Raw genomic sequence first — 16,890 nt, forward strand, 5'->3', positions numbered from 1 at the left:
AGGGTCAAGAACTTAATACTTCTGCCCTGCCCAATCAGGCTAGCACACCTGCCTCTCCATATAAAGTTTCTAGAATAGATTATCTATGATAATTTTGTGCTATTTCGAAATTCCCTTTTGCCTTCTTACCTAGAATTAAAAGAAACTAAATTAAGTTGTAACATTGTAGCTAAAGAATTTACACATTATTTCGGACTTGACTCTTGAATTCCTGCAAAAGGGCTTTGAGACTTCCTCTCTGTTACCTTTTTACTCTTGGATTCCTGCAAAAGGGCTTTGAAATCCCCCATCAATTTCTCTCTCACTTCAACAAACGCTCTCTATCCCTTTCAGATGACCTACAATCGTAATATCATTAAGTTGTTACCATCTGTCCTCCATTTACATGAATAACTTCCCCCGTTGCATACATAGAGTCGTCTGATGCTAAATACACATATGCTGGGGCAAGCTCAAATGGCTGCCCTGCTCTTTTGGCTGGTGAGTCGGTACCGAATTTCATCACTTTCTTTTCGGAGAAGCTTCCAGTAATTAACGGTGTCCAGAAAGAGCCTGGAGCAATCGCATTTACTCTTATTTTCTTCTCCACTAAGGAAAGAGCTAAGGATCTAGTTAATGTAACTACAGCACCTTTCGTAGAAGAATAATCAATTAGTTCTTTAAAGCCATTATATGCGGTAATCGAAGCTGTATTAATAATCGAGCTTCCTGCCTTTAGATAAGGCAGCACCGCTTTAATTAAGTAAAAATAGGAAAAAACATTTGTTTTGAATGTATGTTCTAATTGTTCATTGGAGATATCTAATATACTCTTTTTTACATATTGCACAGCATGATTATTGACAAGGACATCAATTTTACCAAAACGTTCCAATGTTTTACGAACAACTAAAGTAGAATTTGTTTCTATCGTCAAATCAGCAGGAATTAGTAAACATTCTCCACCTAACTCTCTAATCCTTTGTTCCGTTTCCTCTGCGTCACGGTGTTCGTTTAAATAAACGATGACTACCTTTGCACCTTCTTTTACAAAAGCATAAGAAGCCGCTCTTCCAATTCCACTATCTCCGCCGGTAACGATAGCTACCTTTCCTTTAAGTTTATCGCTCCCTTTATAATGTGGATTTTCAGAAATAGGGCGTGGATTCATGACATATTCAAACCCAGGCATTCTATCTTGATGCTGGGGTGGAAATGCAATTGGTACATCCCTCGTTTCTTTTTTATGACCGTAATAAGGATATTCTGGATACATTCCATTCCCTCCTTCTCTAGGCAATTATCTTTGATAACATATGCAAGGAGGAAAAAAAGGTGCCCACAACCTTATTTTCTGTATATTCAAACTTCTTTATTTTGTATATAATAAATACAAAATAAATTCTGATAAAAGAGGAAATATATATGAAACGAAAGTCTATTGGGATATTCCTTGTCTTAACTGCTGCAATTTCCTGGGGAGTCTCTGGATCAGTAGCACAATACTTGTTTACCGAGAAACACTTTAGCACAGGTTGGCTCGTCAGTATTCGCCTTCTTACGAGCGGAGTAATTTTGCTCAGTTATTTAGGATTAACGAAGAATAAGGACATTTGGAATATTTGGAAAAGAAGAGCGAGTGTGGGGAACATACTCATTTTTGGTCTGCTAGGAATGGCTGGTGTTCAATTTACTTATTTTGCTGCGATTGAAACAAGTAATGCCGCAACAGCAACATTACTTCAGTACTTAGCACCTGTACTTATTATTCTCTATATCGCCTTGAAAAGGAGAACTATTCCTCCCTTTCAGCATGTAATTGGGATTATCACTGCTTTATTGGGGACCTATTTTCTTGTTTCTGCAGGGCATTTTTCTACGATTTCAATCAGACCAGAAGCTTTAGCCTGGGGGTTAAGCTCTGCCTTTTTCCTTGCTCTTTATACATTACAGCCCGCACAGCTGTTGAAAGAGTTTGGTTCCACAATAGTTGTTGCATGGGGAATGATTATTGGAGGTCTCGGGATGTCCTTTGTCTCTCCACCTTGGGAGACGGGCGACGGGGTGTTTTCGTTTTCTTCCATTCTAGCGATCGTTTTTGTCATTTTAATTGGTACCTTAGTTGCTTTCTTTTGTTATTTAGAAAGCTTAAAACATTTGGAAGCCGCTGAGACTAGCTTATTATCTTGTGCAGAGCCGTTATCCGCAGCATTCCTTGCCGTTATCTGGTTAAAAGTCCCCTTTAGTGTTTATGAATGGATTGGAGCCTTCTTCATTTTAACTACGATTCTTTTACTTTCTCTTAAACAAAAAAGCTCAGAAAGAAAACTAGCAGAAAAGACTATTTAAATAAGGAGCAGCCCTAAAACCACGATGAAAAGTGTTTTCGGGCTGTTCCTTCTTTAGCAAACTTTTCAAATTCCCCCCTTAATGAATAACCTCTTCTACTTTCGCATTCGTAACTTGAATTAAGTATTCAACTGCCATTTCGATTTGAACACCGATTTTTCCTCCACTGATAATAATAGAGGATTGCTTGTTCACACTTGCATCCAAGATTGTCTCATACTTTTTCTTCATGCCGATTGGGGAACAGCCACCTCGAATATAGCCGGTCATTTTTTGAATATCCTTCACGGCAATCATTTCTAATTTTTTTGCGTTTACTACTTTCGCTGCCTTTTTTAAGTCAAGCTCAGCTTCAACTGGGATAACAAATACATAAATTCCGGAGCCAGCATCTTTGACCACAAGTGTTTTATACACTACTTCGATTTCTTTGCCAATCTTGCCTGCAACGGAAATACCATCAATTTTCCCATCTTTATTTTCATAGGTATGCACACTATATGGAATCTTTTCGGCATCCAAGATTCGCATTGCATTTGTTTTAGTAATGGCCATCATTATACGCTTCCTTTCCCAATTCGTTGTAAATCATTGTCTTATTAAATCATATCATCAGAAAAATGAATGTTAAATATTATTGAACCAAAGCTCCTTATTTCTCATATAGTATGGAAAGTAGAAATTGACTTGTTGGGAGGAAAAAAATGAAACCGACCTATCAAGATGCCCTTGCTTATTTCGGGGTAAGCGGTGCACATCCAGGTGGATTAACTTTAACAAAATTTTTATTGGAGCAAGAACAAATTACGGACCAAACAACATTACTTGATGGCGGCTGTGGAACCGGCCAAACATCAGCCTATATAAAAAAGAACTATCCTTGTTCTGTAACAAGTATTGACTACCATCCTACAATGGTTAAAAGAGCAAAAAAACGATTTGAAAAGGAAAATCTCTCTATCCAATTAGTTCAAGGAAGCTTAGAAAAAATGCCCTTCCCTTCCAACAGCTTTGACATCGTTTTAGTAGAATCTGTCCTAATTTTCACTAATTGCAAAAACTCGCTTGCCGAAATTAAAAGAGTGCTTAAACCAGGCGGCACCCTACTATTGTTAGAAATGACTGCCGAAAGAAGTCTCAATACAATGGAACATCAGAATATGTGTGAGGTATATGGAATTGAGAAGGTGTATATAGAAAAAGAATGGGTTCATTTAATGAAAGAAGCAGGCTTTCCAAAAGTAGAAATAAAACTTGGCCACTCTGTTTTTTCTCATATGATGACGGGAATGGAAACAGAAGAAGAGGCAATAGATATAACTGTGCCAGCGAATATGCAATTGGAAGGAAAGTTAATGGACCATTCTTATATTCTCTATACGTATGGGAATATCATCGGCTATCGCGTATACAGAGCAAGTTTGTAAAAAATAAAGAGGTTCTCTAAGATAACCATTCTAGGGGACCTCTTTATTTGTTTAACTGTCTTTTAATAAAGCTTTATGAATCCATATAGCTGCTTGTGAGCCTTCTCCCATTGCAATCGTAACCTGTTCAGAATGGGCCACGACATCACCTGCAGCCCACACTCCATCTATATTGGTCATTTTTGTGCGTGGATTTACGATAATATGATTATTTTCCATTATTTCGACTCCTAAAGGCACCGCTAGATCTGACTTTACTTTATTACCACCAAATGCTATAAAACTATGATTTGTCTCGAATGTTGTCCCATTTTCTAGTATATACCCTTTGATTTGGGAATCATCCGCTAATACTTGTTTTATTTTCCCTGTGAATACTGCAATATTACTATCGTGTAGTTGCTTTATTACACTTTCTTCTAAAACCTCTCCACCGTGATTGATATACGTAATATCCTTTGTCCAATACAATAACGTTAGTGCCATATTGGCCCCGACTTTCCCATTACCTATTACGATTGTTTTCTTATCTTTCACTTCGTAGCCATCACAATCTGGGCATAAATAAACACTAATTCCAAGACAAGGATAAATTTCAGGGAATGGAGGGATATTGTCCATTACGCCAGTTGCGAGTAAGGTTTTTCGAGACTGAAAAGTATCTGTGTCTGTTTGAACGGTAAAATAGTCATCCTCTTTTTTTAAAGAAATAACCGTACTTTTTAAGAATGTAACCCCAAGACTTTCAGCATGTTTTCTTCCTAAACTTCGTAATTCAGAACCACTTATTCCATCTGGGTATCCTAATATATTATGATAGCTTTTACATAAAGTAGACCGACCGTCTTCTGCATCGATAATTAGCACTCTATGCTTATATCTACCTAATTGAATTGCTGCCTGCAATCCCGCTATGCCTCCGCCTATAATAATGCAATCAAGCATATTGATCATCTTGTCTTTCCCCTCTTTCTTTTAGTCATGTCTCTTTCTTTTAGTTTTTACGTGGAAGGAATTCTTATTCTTCCAAAATGCTATCCGATAATGGGGAATTAAAAGAAAAGGTTGTTTTCGTAAAGTTTGTTGCGATTACCCGCAGCCGGAATACACTTCGCTTTCCGCGGACAACGCTTGAGCCTCCTCAGCTTTGCCTCCGGTGTCTCAGACTGTCTCGCTAATCCCACAGGAGTCTTCGTGTATTCCGGCTGCTCCATTTTTCCAACTAATTCTTTTTTCCTATTGAAAAAAAACAATAATCCTTTCGAAAACAGCCAAAGAAAAAATGGCTATGTCATACGGGATTCCCGAATACATAGCCATTTAATCATATTAAGATAATACTTCTTCTTTGAAGAACTGTGGTAGATGTTCTTTATGTGCTTCTAGCATTTCATCCAAAATTTGTTTTGCCACTTTATCAGAAGGCAGTAATGGGTTAATCGTCATAGCTAATAATGCTGTATGATAATTCCCTGTAACTGCTGCTTCAGCTGCCACTCTTTCAAAGGACTTAATTTGTTGTACAAGCCCGCGAACAGCGACAGGTAAATCGCCAATCGTAATTGGCTTAGGACCCTCTTTAGTAATAATACTGCTAATTTCTACAGCAGATTCATCTGGGATACTAGCAATAGCTCCATTATTTATTGTATTGACAGGCTGGATATCTCTTCTGTCATTATACATCGAGTCAATCAAGCTACAAGCTGCATCACTATAATATGCTCCACCTCGTTTTTCTAACTGTGGTGGCTTGATATCTAAATGCTCATCTTTATATAGTTCAAATAGCTCTTTTTCTAATTGTTGAACGACTTCAGCGCGTGTACCTTGTTCAGCTGCTTCTTCTAGCTCATTTTGCAGCATTTCTGCTTGTTTGTAATAATAGCGATGGTATCCACAAGGAATAGCTCCTAATGCTTTGATAAAATCTGGTTCCCAGTCGATAGCAGCAATATTTTTCATTGTATCGCTTTTATGCTTCGTCATTTTCTCCAAAAAGTCTGGTGTGATATTTTTGCCGTCTAAGTATACATTTAAACCGAATACCATATGATTCAAGCCGGCAAAATCTACATGTACACGGCTTGCTTCTACCTCCAATAGCTTGGCGATACCCATTTGGATAGAAATTGGCACATTACACAGCCCAACAATCCTTTTCCAGTTACTATGACGAAGAACAGCTTCTGTTACCATTCCTGCAGGATTGGTAAAGTTAATTAGCCAAGCGTTTGGACAAAGCTCTTCTAAATCCTTTACAATATCCAAAATGATAGGGATGGTTCTTAACCCTTTAAACAATCCACCTGGACCGTTTGTTTCTTGTCCAATCACATTATATTTTAGGGGAATTCTTTCATCCTTTGCTCGAGCAGCTAGTAATCCAACACGAAATTGCGTTGTAACAAAATCTGCATCCTTAAGCGCTTCCCTTCGATCTAGTGTTAAATGAACTTCAATAGGTAGACCCGCTTTTTTTACCATGCGTTTTGCTAAATTCCCAACAATATTAAGCTTTTCTTCACCTTCTGGAATATCTACTAGCCAAAGCTCGCGCACAGGTAATGAATCATATCTCTTAATAAACCCCTCTACTAATTCTGGTGTGTAGCTTGACCCACCGCCAATGGTAACAATTTTAATTCCTTTTTCCATATCCGATCGCCTTCTTTCTTTTATTTTTGCAACCCCTTACAAAATTAATAATTCAAAAGGCCAGCAAGTATTTCTTCGTATATAACGTTACCGTCTAATAGTGATCAAGTAAATAGAATGGAGGGGTTTAGGATTTTTTCACACATAATGGAACGTGTTCCAAAAGCAAAACACCTTGTTTCTATAATATGAAAAAAGGCGCTTAATAAAGGTTATTCACTCTTTATCAAGCACCTTTTTCCGAGCATGAGCCCGGAAAATCAATTGATTAATTACTTCAGAAAACATTAACCCCATCGCAATAGAACCTGAAATTAAGCAGACTTTTGCTGCTAAGCTTACCGCTACATAATAATTATTCTCCACAAAATTACGCATCGCATTATAAGCAGCTCCCCCTGGAACTAATGGAATAATACCAGCGACACTAAATATAATAACTGGTGATTTATATATTCGAGCGAATACTTGACTTATTACGGCGACAAGAAAAGAGCCAGACAAGGCGGCAATTACTTCATTATGATGAAAATGAACAATTGTCCAATAAGCCATCCAACCAACCATTCCTACAAATCCACATTGGATTAAAAGCTTCCGCGGAATATGAAAAATAATTCCGAAGCCAAATGTCGCAACAAAACTAGTTATTGCCTGTGCTAAAAATTCATTCATCGCTTCTATCCCTTTCTTAAAAAACAAAAAATGCAACAGCGATTCCAGAGCCAATTGCCGTTGCTGTTAAAAATGCCTCTGCCCCTTTTGAGATACCAGATACTAAGTGTCCTGCCATTAGATCTCGCACAGCATTCGTAATTAACAGACCAGGAACGAGCGGCATAACGGAACCGATAATAATCTTATCCACTTCAGAGCCAAAACCAATAGAAACAGACAAAAAGGCAATTAATCCGATAACAAAGGCTGCAGATAATTCAGCAAAGAACTTTATTTGGAGAACTTTATGAAAATATAAAGAGCATAAAAATCCTAATCCTCCAGCAAAAAAAGCAGGAATAAAATCTCTCCAAACACCATTAAACATGATAAGAAAACAACCACTAGCAATAGCCGCCGCTATTACTTGAAAAGTATCAGAATAGTTGCGTTTCTCTGTTTCCACATCTTTTAATAAATAATACGCTTCGTTCATCCCTACTGTCCCCGTACTTATTCTCCTAGATATATCATTTACACGAACTACCTTTTCTAAGTTAGTTGTTCGCTCAATTATACGGTTTAATTTTGTTTTTGTTGGCTCTAATCCTTCTAATGATAAAATGATGCCAGTTGGCGTTACAAAGCAATCAGAATCGGTTACACCATAAGCAGTGGCAATCCTTGTCATCGTATCCTCTACGCGGTGCGTTTCAGCCCCGTTCTGCAGCATGATACTACCCGCTAATATACAAATCTCCATTATGTCATATGTTTTTTCCACCGATATATATGTCACATATCATCTCTCCATTGTAGAAAAGCATATGCACCTTTTAGTAGATATTCTTTTTTGTTTAAATTTCTATATAATTGGCGCAAAGCAATTTCATTAAATTTAACTGAGTCTAATATAGACCTTCGTTCTCGATTTTATTCTAATCAATAAATTACAGTTTATATGAAATATGGGTAGTTTATCAATATTTGAGCAAAAAATAAAATAGACGGAATTTTTTATGAGGGATATAGGAAAAAGAAAAAATTATTTCCAAAATAAAAAGTCCATTATGCATTCAATGGACTTAACGAAAAGACATATAATTGTTTTATTAATCGTTTTGAATTCCAAATCTCGCGTTGATTTGGCCTCGGAGCATTTGTTTTTTTATTTTGCGTTCTTCTTCTTCCTTATTCTTCTTCATAATCTCTTGTCTGATTTCATGTGTACGAACGCCTTCTTCTCGTTTATTAGCAATCTCAATGAGTCTTTCTACATCAGAAAATGAATATTTGCGATTTCCTCTTTCTGGTCTTTCCGGAAAGATTAGTTTTCGTTGTTCATAATATCGAATTTGTCTTTCCGTTAAACCAGTTAGTTCACTTACAACACCAATGGTTATTACCTTTCTTTTCTTATAGGATGGCTCATGATCCATTACATCTCACCTCATGAAGTTAAATAGTATTCTCATTTGTTTTAATTATAATACTTTTCAGATAAAACAGAACGTCTTTTGTTATATTTTCTAACATAAAAATCAAAAAATAGGTAAGATTTCCTTACAGTTTTAATGATTTTTTATTTATTTTCCGTTAAAATGCTAAATGTATAAACCATTCCTTGTAGTTCTCATCAAGGAATAGGTATTACGTATTATTTATGTAAATGGAGAGGAGCCTTCTTACATGATAACCAAAGAAGCAGTCGATTTAGCTAAAAAGATCGTGGAACTGGATCTTTTGAGAGACGAGATTTGGGAGCACCTTGCAGAAGTTGCCGGTGAACATGCCCATGAACTTCTTCGAATTGTTCAAAATAACTAAACAATACTGTATACCCTTTACAATTCATGTTCTTTATATATGGTAATGCCCAGTCAATAAGTGATTATGGCATTACCCACTTTTATTTGAAATTATTTCATCGTACATTCGCATTAAAATGTCCCCATGCACCTCAACAAGCCCTTCCTAGGTAATATTTTTTTATCTTCATTGTCAATAATTCTAACATCATTCTATAAGAATCTAGCAATTACCGCAAGTGATATCTAAATTTTTTTAATACTCTAACAAAAATAGACCATCTGCCAGGTTTCCCATATAAAACAGGAACTGATAGATGGTCATTATTTTATTTATTAAATACTTACATCCTTCTTCTGGAAGAACCAAAAGGTGATCGTCATAAATAGAGCATAATAGACAAACAAGATACTTAAGGACATCGGCATCGTTACTGTATTCATTATTTTATCCTGCATTAAGAATATCGTTTGATCCAAATGAGGAAATACCAATAATTTTAGCCAAGCATAATCTGTAGCTAGCATCTGAATAACCTGGCCAATTGTAGAGGAAACGAATAATACAAATACCCCAACTCCAACGGCTATCGCTTGATTTTTAAACAATGTCGAAAGCATAAAGGCTAAGCTTACAACAAGCAATAATCCAGGCAAGTAATAAAGAAGCATTTTAAAGAATAAAGCTGCGCCAACTTCAATAATTTGACCACTAACTCCATTAATAAGTACTTTATCTCCCATACTTCCTACACCAAAAAACGCTATGCTTATTAAATAACCAAAACCAACTAATAAGATAATTAATATGGCAGTATAAATTAAAACAGCAATATATTTCGATAGAAGAATCGCCCATCGTTTATGTGGTCTAATTAGCAATTGCTTGATTGTTCCATCAGAGAATTCAGAAGAAACACTTCCAGCACAAACGATTACTGCAAATAAAGTAATTAATGATTTCATCCCGATAACCATTCCATTCATGTTTGACCAAGAAGTGGTATAAGGACTAACATCATTTTCTAAATTAGTTTTATAATCTTGAATATTCATTTCAATCGATTCTTTTGTATCTTCCCAATCAAAATCTTCTTCACTGTTCATTAATTCTTCTTCTGTCTTCGCTGTAGGCAGCTTCTTTTCAAGTTTTGTTATTTCTGACTGGACAGACGCACGCCAGTCATCCCCTTTATATTGCGGAGTCATTTTCATCTCTAGAATACTCCCACCAATAAGGGCAAGTATTAGTATAATAGGGAAAATCCAGCTGTTTTTCTTTTCCCAAATCTTTATTAGTTCATTTTGTACTAACCCAATCATTTTGTTTCCTCCTCTCTCTTCTGATTGGTTATTTCTAAGAAACGATCTTCTAATGTAGCTTTTACAACATAAATACCATATACAGCAACATCGTTTTCAACAAACAGTTTATTGACAAGAGGAATGGTTTCTTTAGCTAGCTTTACCACCAATTCTCTCTCTTTTATGGAGATTTCCTCTACCTTAATGTCACTATTACGAAGGATATCAACAGCTTTTTCTGGTGACTCTAATTCAAACGTTACTTCTCTTACACTTACTTCTTCTTCTTCAGAAACCGTCTCGTCCATTTTCGAAATATGAATTAATTTTCCTTTTTCAATAATTGCAAACCGATGGCACATTAATTGCATTTCTGATAAAAGATGGGAGGAAACTAAAACAGAAATCCCTTGGCTAGCTAACAAATGTAAATAATCTCTAAATTCACGAATCCCTTGAGGATCTAAGCCATTTGTTGGTTCATCTAAAATCAGAAGAGTGGGATTATGTAATAACGCCTGAGCAACCCCAAGACGCTGCCTCATACCAAGTGAATACGTTTTTACTTTTTGATGGATAGCATTTTCCAATCCTACTAGTTTAATAACTTCATTAAAGCGTTCTTCTGTAATAGGTTCCTTTGCCATACGAGCATAATGCTTTAGATTCTTATATCCACTCATATATTTATAAAACTCAGGATTTTCTACAATAGCACCTAAGCTGCTCATCGCTTTTGAAAAATCGTTATCCACATTGTGACTATCTATCACAACTTTTCCGTTTGTTCTATTTATTAGATTAACAATCATGCGGATAATGGTTGTTTTCCCTGCTCCGTTAGGTCCTAACAACCCGAATATCTCGCCTTTTTCCACAGAAAAACTAACATTATCAACAATATTTCTTCCTTTGATTCTCTTAGTGAGATTTGTGACTTCTAATGCATTTAAGCTCATTTTATTCTCCCTTCATATAATTGCTTTAAATTAGTTTCGGTCACCCACAAGATGTATTATTTCCCTTTTCTTTTACTAATACGTTTTTCCCTGGGAAAAGTTTCAATTATATATGGAAATACAAAAATCCAACAAAAAACCGTTCTTCCTTGATTTATTCAAGAGGAACGGTTGTGGATATGCTTATAGAATATTTATGTTCAAACTGTGGTTGTTGATAAATTGTTGATAAGTTCTTGGACTGGCTTGTAGTCGTAGCCTAGATCTTTTGCCACGGGAGCATATGTGATTTTTCCTGCGAAAGTATTGACTCCTTGTTTAATGGCGTAATTACTTTCAATAGCAGCCACTGCTCCTTGATTTGCAATTTGCAGTGCATATGGCATTGTTACGTTTGTTAATGCAATAGTAGACGTTCGCGGCACAGCACCAGGCATATTGGCTACAGCATAATGTACAACTCCATGCTTAACGTAGGTAGGATTATCATGGGTCGTAATATGATCAACTGTTTCAAAAATTCCTCCTTGATCAATCGCCACATCGACGATAACAGAACCTGGAGCCATTTTCTTTACCATGTCTTCTGTTACTAATTTAGGAGCTTTTGCACCTGGAATTAGCACAGCCCCAATTACTAAGTCTGCATTTATAACCGCTTCTTCAATATTCGCCGGGTTAGAAATAACGGTGCTTAGGCTTGCACCAAATTGATTGTCTAATTCTCTTAATCTTTCAGGATTTAAATCTAATAACGTTACATTTGCCCCTAACCCAATTGCGATTTTCGCTGCATTGGCACCAACAATGCCGCCGCCAATAATCGTTACATTGCCTTTCTTCACGCCAGGAACACCAGCTAATAAGATTCCTTTGCCACCATGCGGTTTTTCTAAAAATTGTGCACCAATTTGGACAGCCATTCTTCCAGCAACCTCACTCATTGGTGTTAATAATGGTAATTTCCCATTTACTTCAATCGTTTCATAGGCTATTCCAATTACACCGTTTTCTGTCAAAGCCTTTGCTAGTTCTCGCTCTGCCGCTAAATGTAAATACGTAAATAAGATGAGTCCTTTGCGGAAGTATTGGTATTCAGAAGCTAGTGGTTCTTTTACTTTTATAATCATTTCTGCTGTATTCCATACTTGAGCTGCGGATTCGATAATCTTCGCACCTGCTACCACATATTCTTCATCTGTAAAACCACTGCCGACTCCTGCGTTTTGTTCCACTAACACTTCGTGGCCGCCACTTTTTAAATAAGAAACACCGGAAGGAGTAATTGCGACCCTATTTTCATTGTTTTTAATTTCCTTTGGGATACCAATAATCATGAGAATTCCTCCTTGTTATAAATTCTAACATTAACTGTTAGATATCTTATTATTATAATAGGACGAATTCTGAAAATTATCTTTGTTAAAATTAATGAAACAAAAACTGTTCATTTGTGAAAAGACACAAATAGAAAAAGAGGAAGGGTTGGGGATACTACTCCTTCTGCCAATACATTAATTTTAAATCTAAATAAATCATAAACTTTTGACTAGGCACTGATAAATCAACTTCCATAATTTCGATCATCCGTTTTAAACGATAAGCAAGCGTATTAGGATGAATATGCAATCGTGCAGCTGTTTTTTGCATACTTTCACCTTCATCTAAATAAATCTCAAGAGTTGCCAATAACTCCGTATTATGTGTTTGATCATATTCTTTTAGATTCCGTATAGCAACATTCTCCGATCCATCCTGCCTTCTTTTTTCCAATAGAATATCTAGAAACTGATAAATACCTAATTCTTGATAATGAAAAAACGTACCTGCTTCCTGGGGAAATCTCTCTCGAACCTCCAGAACAGTTCTAGCTTCTCTAAAGCTTTTTGGTACATCGCCATACTGTTTGTAGATTCCACCAAATGAGCCTTTAACCTGTTTAATAGAAAACCTTTCTTCTAGGTTTTGCTGAAAATTACTAATGAATTTTTTAAAACAAGCAATGGAGTTCCGGCTATCCCCTAGAGGAGATGCCAATATAACTAATTCATTATCATCAATTGTCGAGAAAGAAATTTTTACGTCTTGTGATACTTTCAATAAATAGAGAATATGTTTTTCTATTTCCTTTGTAATCATTTTAGAAAAAGGAAAAATCATCACCGTAAAGGAACCTAAAGAAGAAATGCCGATTTCTTTTAGCTTCTCATCTACATCTGCCTTTGTCACATAACCTGTTAACATTCTCCAAAAGAATTCTTGGTTATCCTGTAAAGTAGGGGTTTTATTTGTAGCAAAACGTGCTAAAAGATGACGCGCTACAGTTGCCGCATTTTCTAAAAGCCCCATTTTCTCTTCTGTAATAGTAGTACCCAATTCAATTGCCCAAATGTATCCAATTACCTCTTCACCTCTCCAAATCGAAACTGCCACGCGATTTCCTAGCCCAATTTCTTTCTTCTCTTTAATCCGAATTGGCTTTTTACTTTGAAGAAGCTGAGGAATTACTCCATCCTTCCATAAACGATTAATCACTTTCTCTGGAACCCTGCGACTAATGATGGTAGAAATTCTTACCATATCCGTTTCTTCGTCATGACTGCTGTACACTAATACACGATGATGGGGGTCCTCCAATGTAATGGGACATCCTAATAGTTCACTAACATGATCTGCAAAGCTTTCAAGGGAATCATACATATCCCTTCTAAACGGATTGTGCGGCTCACTTGTCATCCATCTACTCCTCTCCAAAACGCTATTTAAATCGTTCACAACTTGTATCTCTTTTTATTTTATCGCGTTTGGAAAGCTTTCAACAATAAGAATCTTAGAAAAAATACAAGAACTATTTTTTCTTTTCCTTTATCGCCTGGGAACCAATTAATCCTATAATTAGCAAAATAATGGATGCAAGACTATAATCCTTAAAGAATGTTGTAAACGGAATGTCTAAAAACATAAACATCAATGTTAATAATCTACCGACCATTAATAACAACCCAATGACAAGAAGCCAATTAAATACTTTTTCGAAAAATACCATCTAAAATTCTCCTTTATAAACTAATTTCCTTTAAAGTAAAACTTTCCTCCATTGGGTTTTCCCTCATCTCCAACTTCGAGTTAATTGAACCATTCTAACCTTTACGGACAGTTGGTCTCCCACCTATCTTCCTCGAATTCTCATAAGCTTACGGCCGGAGTCTTACTGTCCGTTAAGATGGGATAAATATTACTTCATTTTGACAGCTACCTTTTTTAAAGTTACTCGATTCATCCAAAGCACCATCAGAATTAGCAAAATTGTTCCTATAAAGGAGAGTACTACCGGAAATTCTACTCCGTTAAAAAAGAAGCCCCCTTTTCCAGTAGAAGATCGATTGGCTCCTTTATAATTACTTCACCATTTTGAAGAATCACCACTTCTTCAAATAAATAATCCATTTCGGATACTAAATGCGTCGAAAGAATAATCGTCCGAGGAAATCGTTCGTAATCCGCCAGTACTTCTTTATAGAACTTTTCCCTTGTTGGAGCATCCATGCCGTTATACGCCTCATCAAAAATGGTAATTTTCGATCTACTAGCTAATCCTAAAGTGACATTGAGGGCAGATTGCATTCCCTTAGATAATTTTGATACATAATTATCTAAGGGCAAGTTAAATAATTTCACTAAATCCAATGCATATTGGCGATCGAAATTAGGGCGATATCTTTCTACCGTTTCGATTAATCCTTTCACCTTTTCTGTTTCTGCACTATAATCTGTTTCGTAAACAAAGCTTACCTCCGACATAATCGCAGCATTTTCGAACGAATCTCGGTTTGCAATTTTTATAGATCCAGCTGTTGGCTGAGTAAAAGACGCTAGCAAAGATAATAAAGTAGACTTCCCAGACCCATTTCTGCCAATAAGTCCGTATATTTTATTCTCTTCTAGATGCAAACTAATATCTTTTAACGCTTGATATTTTCCAAATATCATAGAAACTTGATTAAGTTTTATATCAAAACCCATTTTTATTCACTTCCTTTTAATTGATTTATCATTTTTGAAATGTCTTCCTCGGAGATACCTAATTTTTTTGCCTCTTGGATCATGGGAAGTAAATATTGATCAAGAAATTGCTCTTTCCTCTGCGTTAATAGTTTTTCTTTTGCCCCCTCTGCCACAAACATCCCTACACCTCTTTTTTTATAAATTATCCCATTCTCGACAAGCAGATTGATTCCTTTAGAAATCGTTAAATGATTTATTTTATAAAAGTTAACAAGCTGTGTAGTTGAAGGGATTTGCTCATTTCCCTTTAACTGGTCATTAACAATTTGATCTTCTATTAGCTCCTTTATTTGCAAAAAGATTGGCTTGCTGTCATTAAATGATGTGTTCAATGCAGGATCACCGCCTTTCTAACTTTACTGTTATATGGTTATATAGTTATGTATATAACCATATATGATTTATTTTATTCAGTCAATAGGCGATTTCTATATTTGTTGAAGTGGATTAATTTTATGAGGGAATGGGACACCTTATCAAAATACAAAAAAGAGGCTGGACATAAGTATTCCAGCCAAGGTTGAATCCAAACTATTATATGAAGATGCTTATCAAGTTTCGTATAATAACTCGGGTTTTTTATTAATTTTAACAAAGAAGGTTTGTGGTAATCACCCGCAGACTGAATACACTTCGCTTTCCATGGGGCGAGCGCCAAGCCTCCTCGTCACTGCGTTCCTGCGGGGTCTTGGACTTTCTCGCAACTCCCATAGGAGTCTACGTGTATTCAGTCTGCTCTATTTTTCCTAATAATTAATTTTTTTGAAAAAATAAGAAACTAAATAACCTCTAAAAACGAAGTGGAATGGAGCGGAGGACACTCGACTCCTGCGGGAAATAGAGAAGCTTTAGACCCCACAGTGCAACGACGAGGCTCAGCTTCCTCCCCGTAGAACGCGTGCGTCTGTCTATAGCGCAATTGTTCGTCTTTATCCATTATATATTTTGTTTTGTGCCAAACTCCTTGTTGTTACTATATAATCTGTTTAACAGACTTTGCTTCCATTAAAATTTTTGTTTCCTTTATTCTTTGCATAGTATAAGAAGATTCCTGCTTTAACGTTTGATCTAAATAGGCAGGATGGGTCATTACTTCTATGCTTTTCCCATCCTCCACTCGTTCATGCAATCTTTCAAAATAGCTTTCTACAACGCCATCATCATAGAAATCATCGAGAAAGACGTCTGTTAATGTTTGAATATCGGTAAAATGAGCTCCTGCATTTCTTACAGGTAACTTATATTTATCAGAAAGCTTTTTTATGACGGGATAGAACTCCTTTATTCCATGTACATGATGATGACTATCTAAATGAGACGGTGTAAGGTCTGCATCTAGGCATTTTTCAATTTGCGCCGTCCATTCTCTTTCTAAGTCATCTAAAATTATAGAAAATGGATTGCTATAAACAAACATCTGTTTTTTAAATTTCCCTGTTTCATCAACAAGACTTGGGACATCGTCTAACAGCGGCTTCCCCCATGTTAATACAAGATGGACACCTACCTTTAAAGACGGTGTATCTTTTGCTAACGAAATGGCATGCTTTGTTGCCTTTGCATTCATCATCATGGTTGCGGAAGTAACAATCCCCTTGAGATGGGTATCGATAATTCCATAGTTGACTCCTCGACTTAGACCGAAATCATCTGCATTAATAATCACTTTTGTCATGGATTCGT

General features: G+C 36.2%; 18 protein-coding genes. 3 read left to right on the top strand and 15 right to left on the bottom strand.

What is annotated here, in order from left to right:
- Positions 1-355: 355 nt before the first annotated feature.
- Positions 356-1,255, bottom strand: coding sequence for an SDR family oxidoreductase (locus HHU08_RS22930; RefSeq protein WP_169189408.1), 900 nt, complete (start codon positions 1,253-1,255; stop codon positions 356-358).
- A gap of 149 nt (positions 1,256-1,404) precedes the next feature.
- On the opposite strand from HHU08_RS22930, the gene HHU08_RS22935 reads away from it, so the two are divergent.
- A complete protein-coding gene (locus tag HHU08_RS22935) occupies positions 1,405-2,328 on the top strand; it encodes an EamA family transporter (RefSeq protein WP_101729900.1) in 924 nt (307 codons plus the stop codon).
- Positions 2,329-2,406: 78 nt separating this feature from the next.
- Here the strand turns inward: HHU08_RS22935 and ybaK are convergent, their stop codons facing one another.
- Positions 2,407-2,883 carry a Cys-tRNA(Pro) deacylase gene (gene ybaK, locus HHU08_RS22940; RefSeq protein WP_016202564.1) on the bottom strand — a complete coding sequence of 159 codons (477 nt, stop codon included), beginning with the start codon at positions 2,881-2,883 and terminating at the stop codon, positions 2,407-2,409.
- Positions 2,884-3,032: 149 nt separating this feature from the next.
- Between ybaK and HHU08_RS22945 the strand changes: the two genes are divergently transcribed.
- The gene (locus HHU08_RS22945) at positions 3,033-3,755 is read left to right on the top strand and encodes a class I SAM-dependent methyltransferase (RefSeq protein ID WP_169189409.1); all 723 of its coding nucleotides are present in this window, start codon (positions 3,033-3,035) and stop codon (positions 3,753-3,755) included.
- Positions 3,756-3,806: 51 nt separating this feature from the next.
- Here the strand turns inward: HHU08_RS22945 and HHU08_RS22950 are convergent, their stop codons facing one another.
- The 5 genes from HHU08_RS22950 to HHU08_RS22970 form a co-directional block, all read right to left on the bottom strand.
- Entirely contained in the window at positions 3,807-4,709 is a 903-nt protein-coding gene (locus HHU08_RS22950; RefSeq protein WP_016202566.1) for an NAD(P)/FAD-dependent oxidoreductase, read from the bottom strand.
- Positions 4,710-5,084: 375 nt separating this feature from the next.
- Positions 5,085-6,413 carry a 6-phospho-beta-glucosidase gene (locus HHU08_RS22955; protein ID WP_169189410.1) on the bottom strand — a complete coding sequence of 443 codons (1,329 nt, stop codon included), beginning with the start codon at positions 6,411-6,413 and terminating at the stop codon, positions 5,085-5,087.
- Positions 6,414-6,629: 216 nt separating this feature from the next.
- Positions 6,630-7,088: a threonine/serine exporter family protein gene (locus tag HHU08_RS22960; protein WP_040343122.1), complete on the bottom strand. Its 459-nt coding sequence runs from the start codon at positions 7,086-7,088 to the stop codon at positions 6,630-6,632.
- A gap of 16 nt (positions 7,089-7,104) precedes the next feature.
- Positions 7,105-7,869: a threonine/serine exporter family protein gene (locus tag HHU08_RS22965; RefSeq protein ID WP_016202570.1), complete on the bottom strand. Its 765-nt coding sequence runs from the start codon at positions 7,867-7,869 to the stop codon at positions 7,105-7,107.
- A gap of 313 nt (positions 7,870-8,182) precedes the next feature.
- Positions 8,183-8,509, bottom strand: a complete 327-nt coding sequence (locus HHU08_RS22970) for a MerR family transcriptional regulator (protein ID WP_016202571.1) — start codon at positions 8,507-8,509, stop codon at positions 8,183-8,185.
- Positions 8,510-8,759: 250 nt separating this feature from the next.
- On the opposite strand from HHU08_RS22970, the gene HHU08_RS22975 reads away from it, so the two are divergent.
- Positions 8,760-8,897 (top strand): hypothetical protein, encoded by a 138-nt coding sequence (locus HHU08_RS22975; RefSeq protein WP_016202572.1) that lies wholly within the window; start codon positions 8,760-8,762, stop codon positions 8,895-8,897.
- A 317-nt stretch (positions 8,898-9,214) separates the two neighbouring features.
- Here HHU08_RS22975 and HHU08_RS22980 read toward each other — a convergent pair whose 3' ends face one another.
- The 8 genes from HHU08_RS22980 to chbG form a co-directional block, all read right to left on the bottom strand.
- The gene (locus HHU08_RS22980; protein ID WP_016202573.1) at positions 9,215-10,201 is read right to left on the bottom strand and encodes an ABC transporter permease; all 987 of its coding nucleotides are present in this window, start codon (positions 10,199-10,201) and stop codon (positions 9,215-9,217) included.
- Positions 10,198-11,142 (bottom strand): ABC transporter ATP-binding protein, encoded by a 945-nt coding sequence (locus tag HHU08_RS22985; RefSeq protein ID WP_016202574.1) that lies wholly within the window; start codon positions 11,140-11,142, stop codon positions 10,198-10,200. Before HHU08_RS22985 ends, HHU08_RS22980 begins: the two co-directional genes overlap by 4 nt.
- Before the next feature lie 200 nt (positions 11,143-11,342).
- Complete coding sequence (gene ald / locus HHU08_RS22990; RefSeq protein ID WP_169189411.1) at positions 11,343-12,479, bottom strand: alanine dehydrogenase; 1,137 nt, start codon at positions 12,477-12,479, stop codon at positions 11,343-11,345.
- Between the two features lie 157 nt (positions 12,480-12,636).
- The gene (locus HHU08_RS22995; RefSeq protein ID WP_169189412.1) at positions 12,637-13,878 is read right to left on the bottom strand and encodes a PucR family transcriptional regulator; all 1,242 of its coding nucleotides are present in this window, start codon (positions 13,876-13,878) and stop codon (positions 12,637-12,639) included.
- Between the two features lie 112 nt (positions 13,879-13,990).
- A complete protein-coding gene (locus HHU08_RS23000; RefSeq protein WP_016202577.1) occupies positions 13,991-14,188 on the bottom strand; it encodes a hypothetical protein in 198 nt (65 codons plus the stop codon).
- Between the two features lie 293 nt (positions 14,189-14,481).
- A complete protein-coding gene (locus tag HHU08_RS23005) occupies positions 14,482-15,165 on the bottom strand; it encodes an ATP-binding cassette domain-containing protein (RefSeq protein WP_224428014.1) in 684 nt (227 codons plus the stop codon).
- Positions 15,166-15,167: 2 nt separating this feature from the next.
- The gene (locus tag HHU08_RS23010) at positions 15,168-15,539 is read right to left on the bottom strand and encodes a GntR family transcriptional regulator (RefSeq protein WP_169189413.1); all 372 of its coding nucleotides are present in this window, start codon (positions 15,537-15,539) and stop codon (positions 15,168-15,170) included.
- A gap of 641 nt (positions 15,540-16,180) precedes the next feature.
- Positions 16,181-16,882 carry a chitin disaccharide deacetylase gene (gene chbG, locus HHU08_RS23015; protein ID WP_169189414.1) on the bottom strand — a complete coding sequence of 234 codons (702 nt, stop codon included), beginning with the start codon at positions 16,880-16,882 and terminating at the stop codon, positions 16,181-16,183.
- Positions 16,883-16,890 lie beyond the last annotated feature (8 nt).

Source organism: Niallia alba (genome assembly GCF_012933555.1).
Lineage (GTDB): Bacteria > Bacillota > Bacilli > Bacillales > Cytobacillaceae > Niallia > Niallia alba.

Excerpts from the sequence above, each read along its gene's own strand:
- HHU08_RS22930 (WP_169189408.1), bottom strand. The coding sequence starts at position 1,255 with ATGTATCCAGAATATCCTTATTACGGTCATAAAAAAGAAACGAGGGAT.
- HHU08_RS22935 (WP_101729900.1), top strand. The coding sequence starts at position 1,405 with ATGAAACGAAAGTCTATTGGGATATTCCTTGTCTTAACTGCTGCAATT.
- ybaK (WP_016202564.1), bottom strand. The coding sequence starts at position 2,883 with ATGGCCATTACTAAAACAAATGCAATGCGAATCTTGGATGCCGAAAAG.
- HHU08_RS22945 (WP_169189409.1), top strand. The coding sequence starts at position 3,033 with ATGAAACCGACCTATCAAGATGCCCTTGCTTATTTCGGGGTAAGCGGT.
- HHU08_RS22950 (WP_016202566.1), bottom strand. The coding sequence starts at position 4,709 with ATGATCAATATGCTTGATTGCATTATTATAGGCGGAGGCATAGCGGGA.
- HHU08_RS22955 (WP_169189410.1), bottom strand. The coding sequence starts at position 6,413 with ATGGAAAAAGGAATTAAAATTGTTACCATTGGCGGTGGGTCAAGCTAC.
- HHU08_RS22960 (WP_040343122.1), bottom strand. The coding sequence starts at position 7,088 with ATGAATGAATTTTTAGCACAGGCAATAACTAGTTTTGTTGCGACATTT.
- HHU08_RS22970 (WP_016202571.1), bottom strand. The coding sequence starts at position 8,509 with ATGGATCATGAGCCATCCTATAAGAAAAGAAAGGTAATAACCATTGGT.
- HHU08_RS22975 (WP_016202572.1), top strand. The coding sequence starts at position 8,760 with ATGATAACCAAAGAAGCAGTCGATTTAGCTAAAAAGATCGTGGAACTG.
- HHU08_RS22980 (WP_016202573.1), bottom strand. The coding sequence starts at position 10,201 with ATGATTGGGTTAGTACAAAATGAACTAATAAAGATTTGGGAAAAGAAA.
- HHU08_RS22985 (WP_016202574.1), bottom strand. The coding sequence starts at position 11,142 with ATGAGCTTAAATGCATTAGAAGTCACAAATCTCACTAAGAGAATCAAA.
- ald (WP_169189411.1), bottom strand. The coding sequence starts at position 12,479 with ATGATTATTGGTATCCCAAAGGAAATTAAAAACAATGAAAATAGGGTC.
- HHU08_RS22995 (WP_169189412.1), bottom strand. The coding sequence starts at position 13,878 with ATGACAAGTGAGCCGCACAATCCGTTTAGAAGGGATATGTATGATTCC.
- HHU08_RS23000 (WP_016202577.1), bottom strand. The coding sequence starts at position 14,188 with ATGGTATTTTTCGAAAAAGTATTTAATTGGCTTCTTGTCATTGGGTTG.
- HHU08_RS23005 (WP_224428014.1), bottom strand. The coding sequence starts at position 15,165 with ATGGGTTTTGATATAAAACTTAATCAAGTTTCTATGATATTTGGAAAA.
- chbG (WP_169189414.1), bottom strand. The coding sequence starts at position 16,882 with ATGACAAAAGTGATTATTAATGCAGATGATTTCGGTCTAAGTCGAGGA.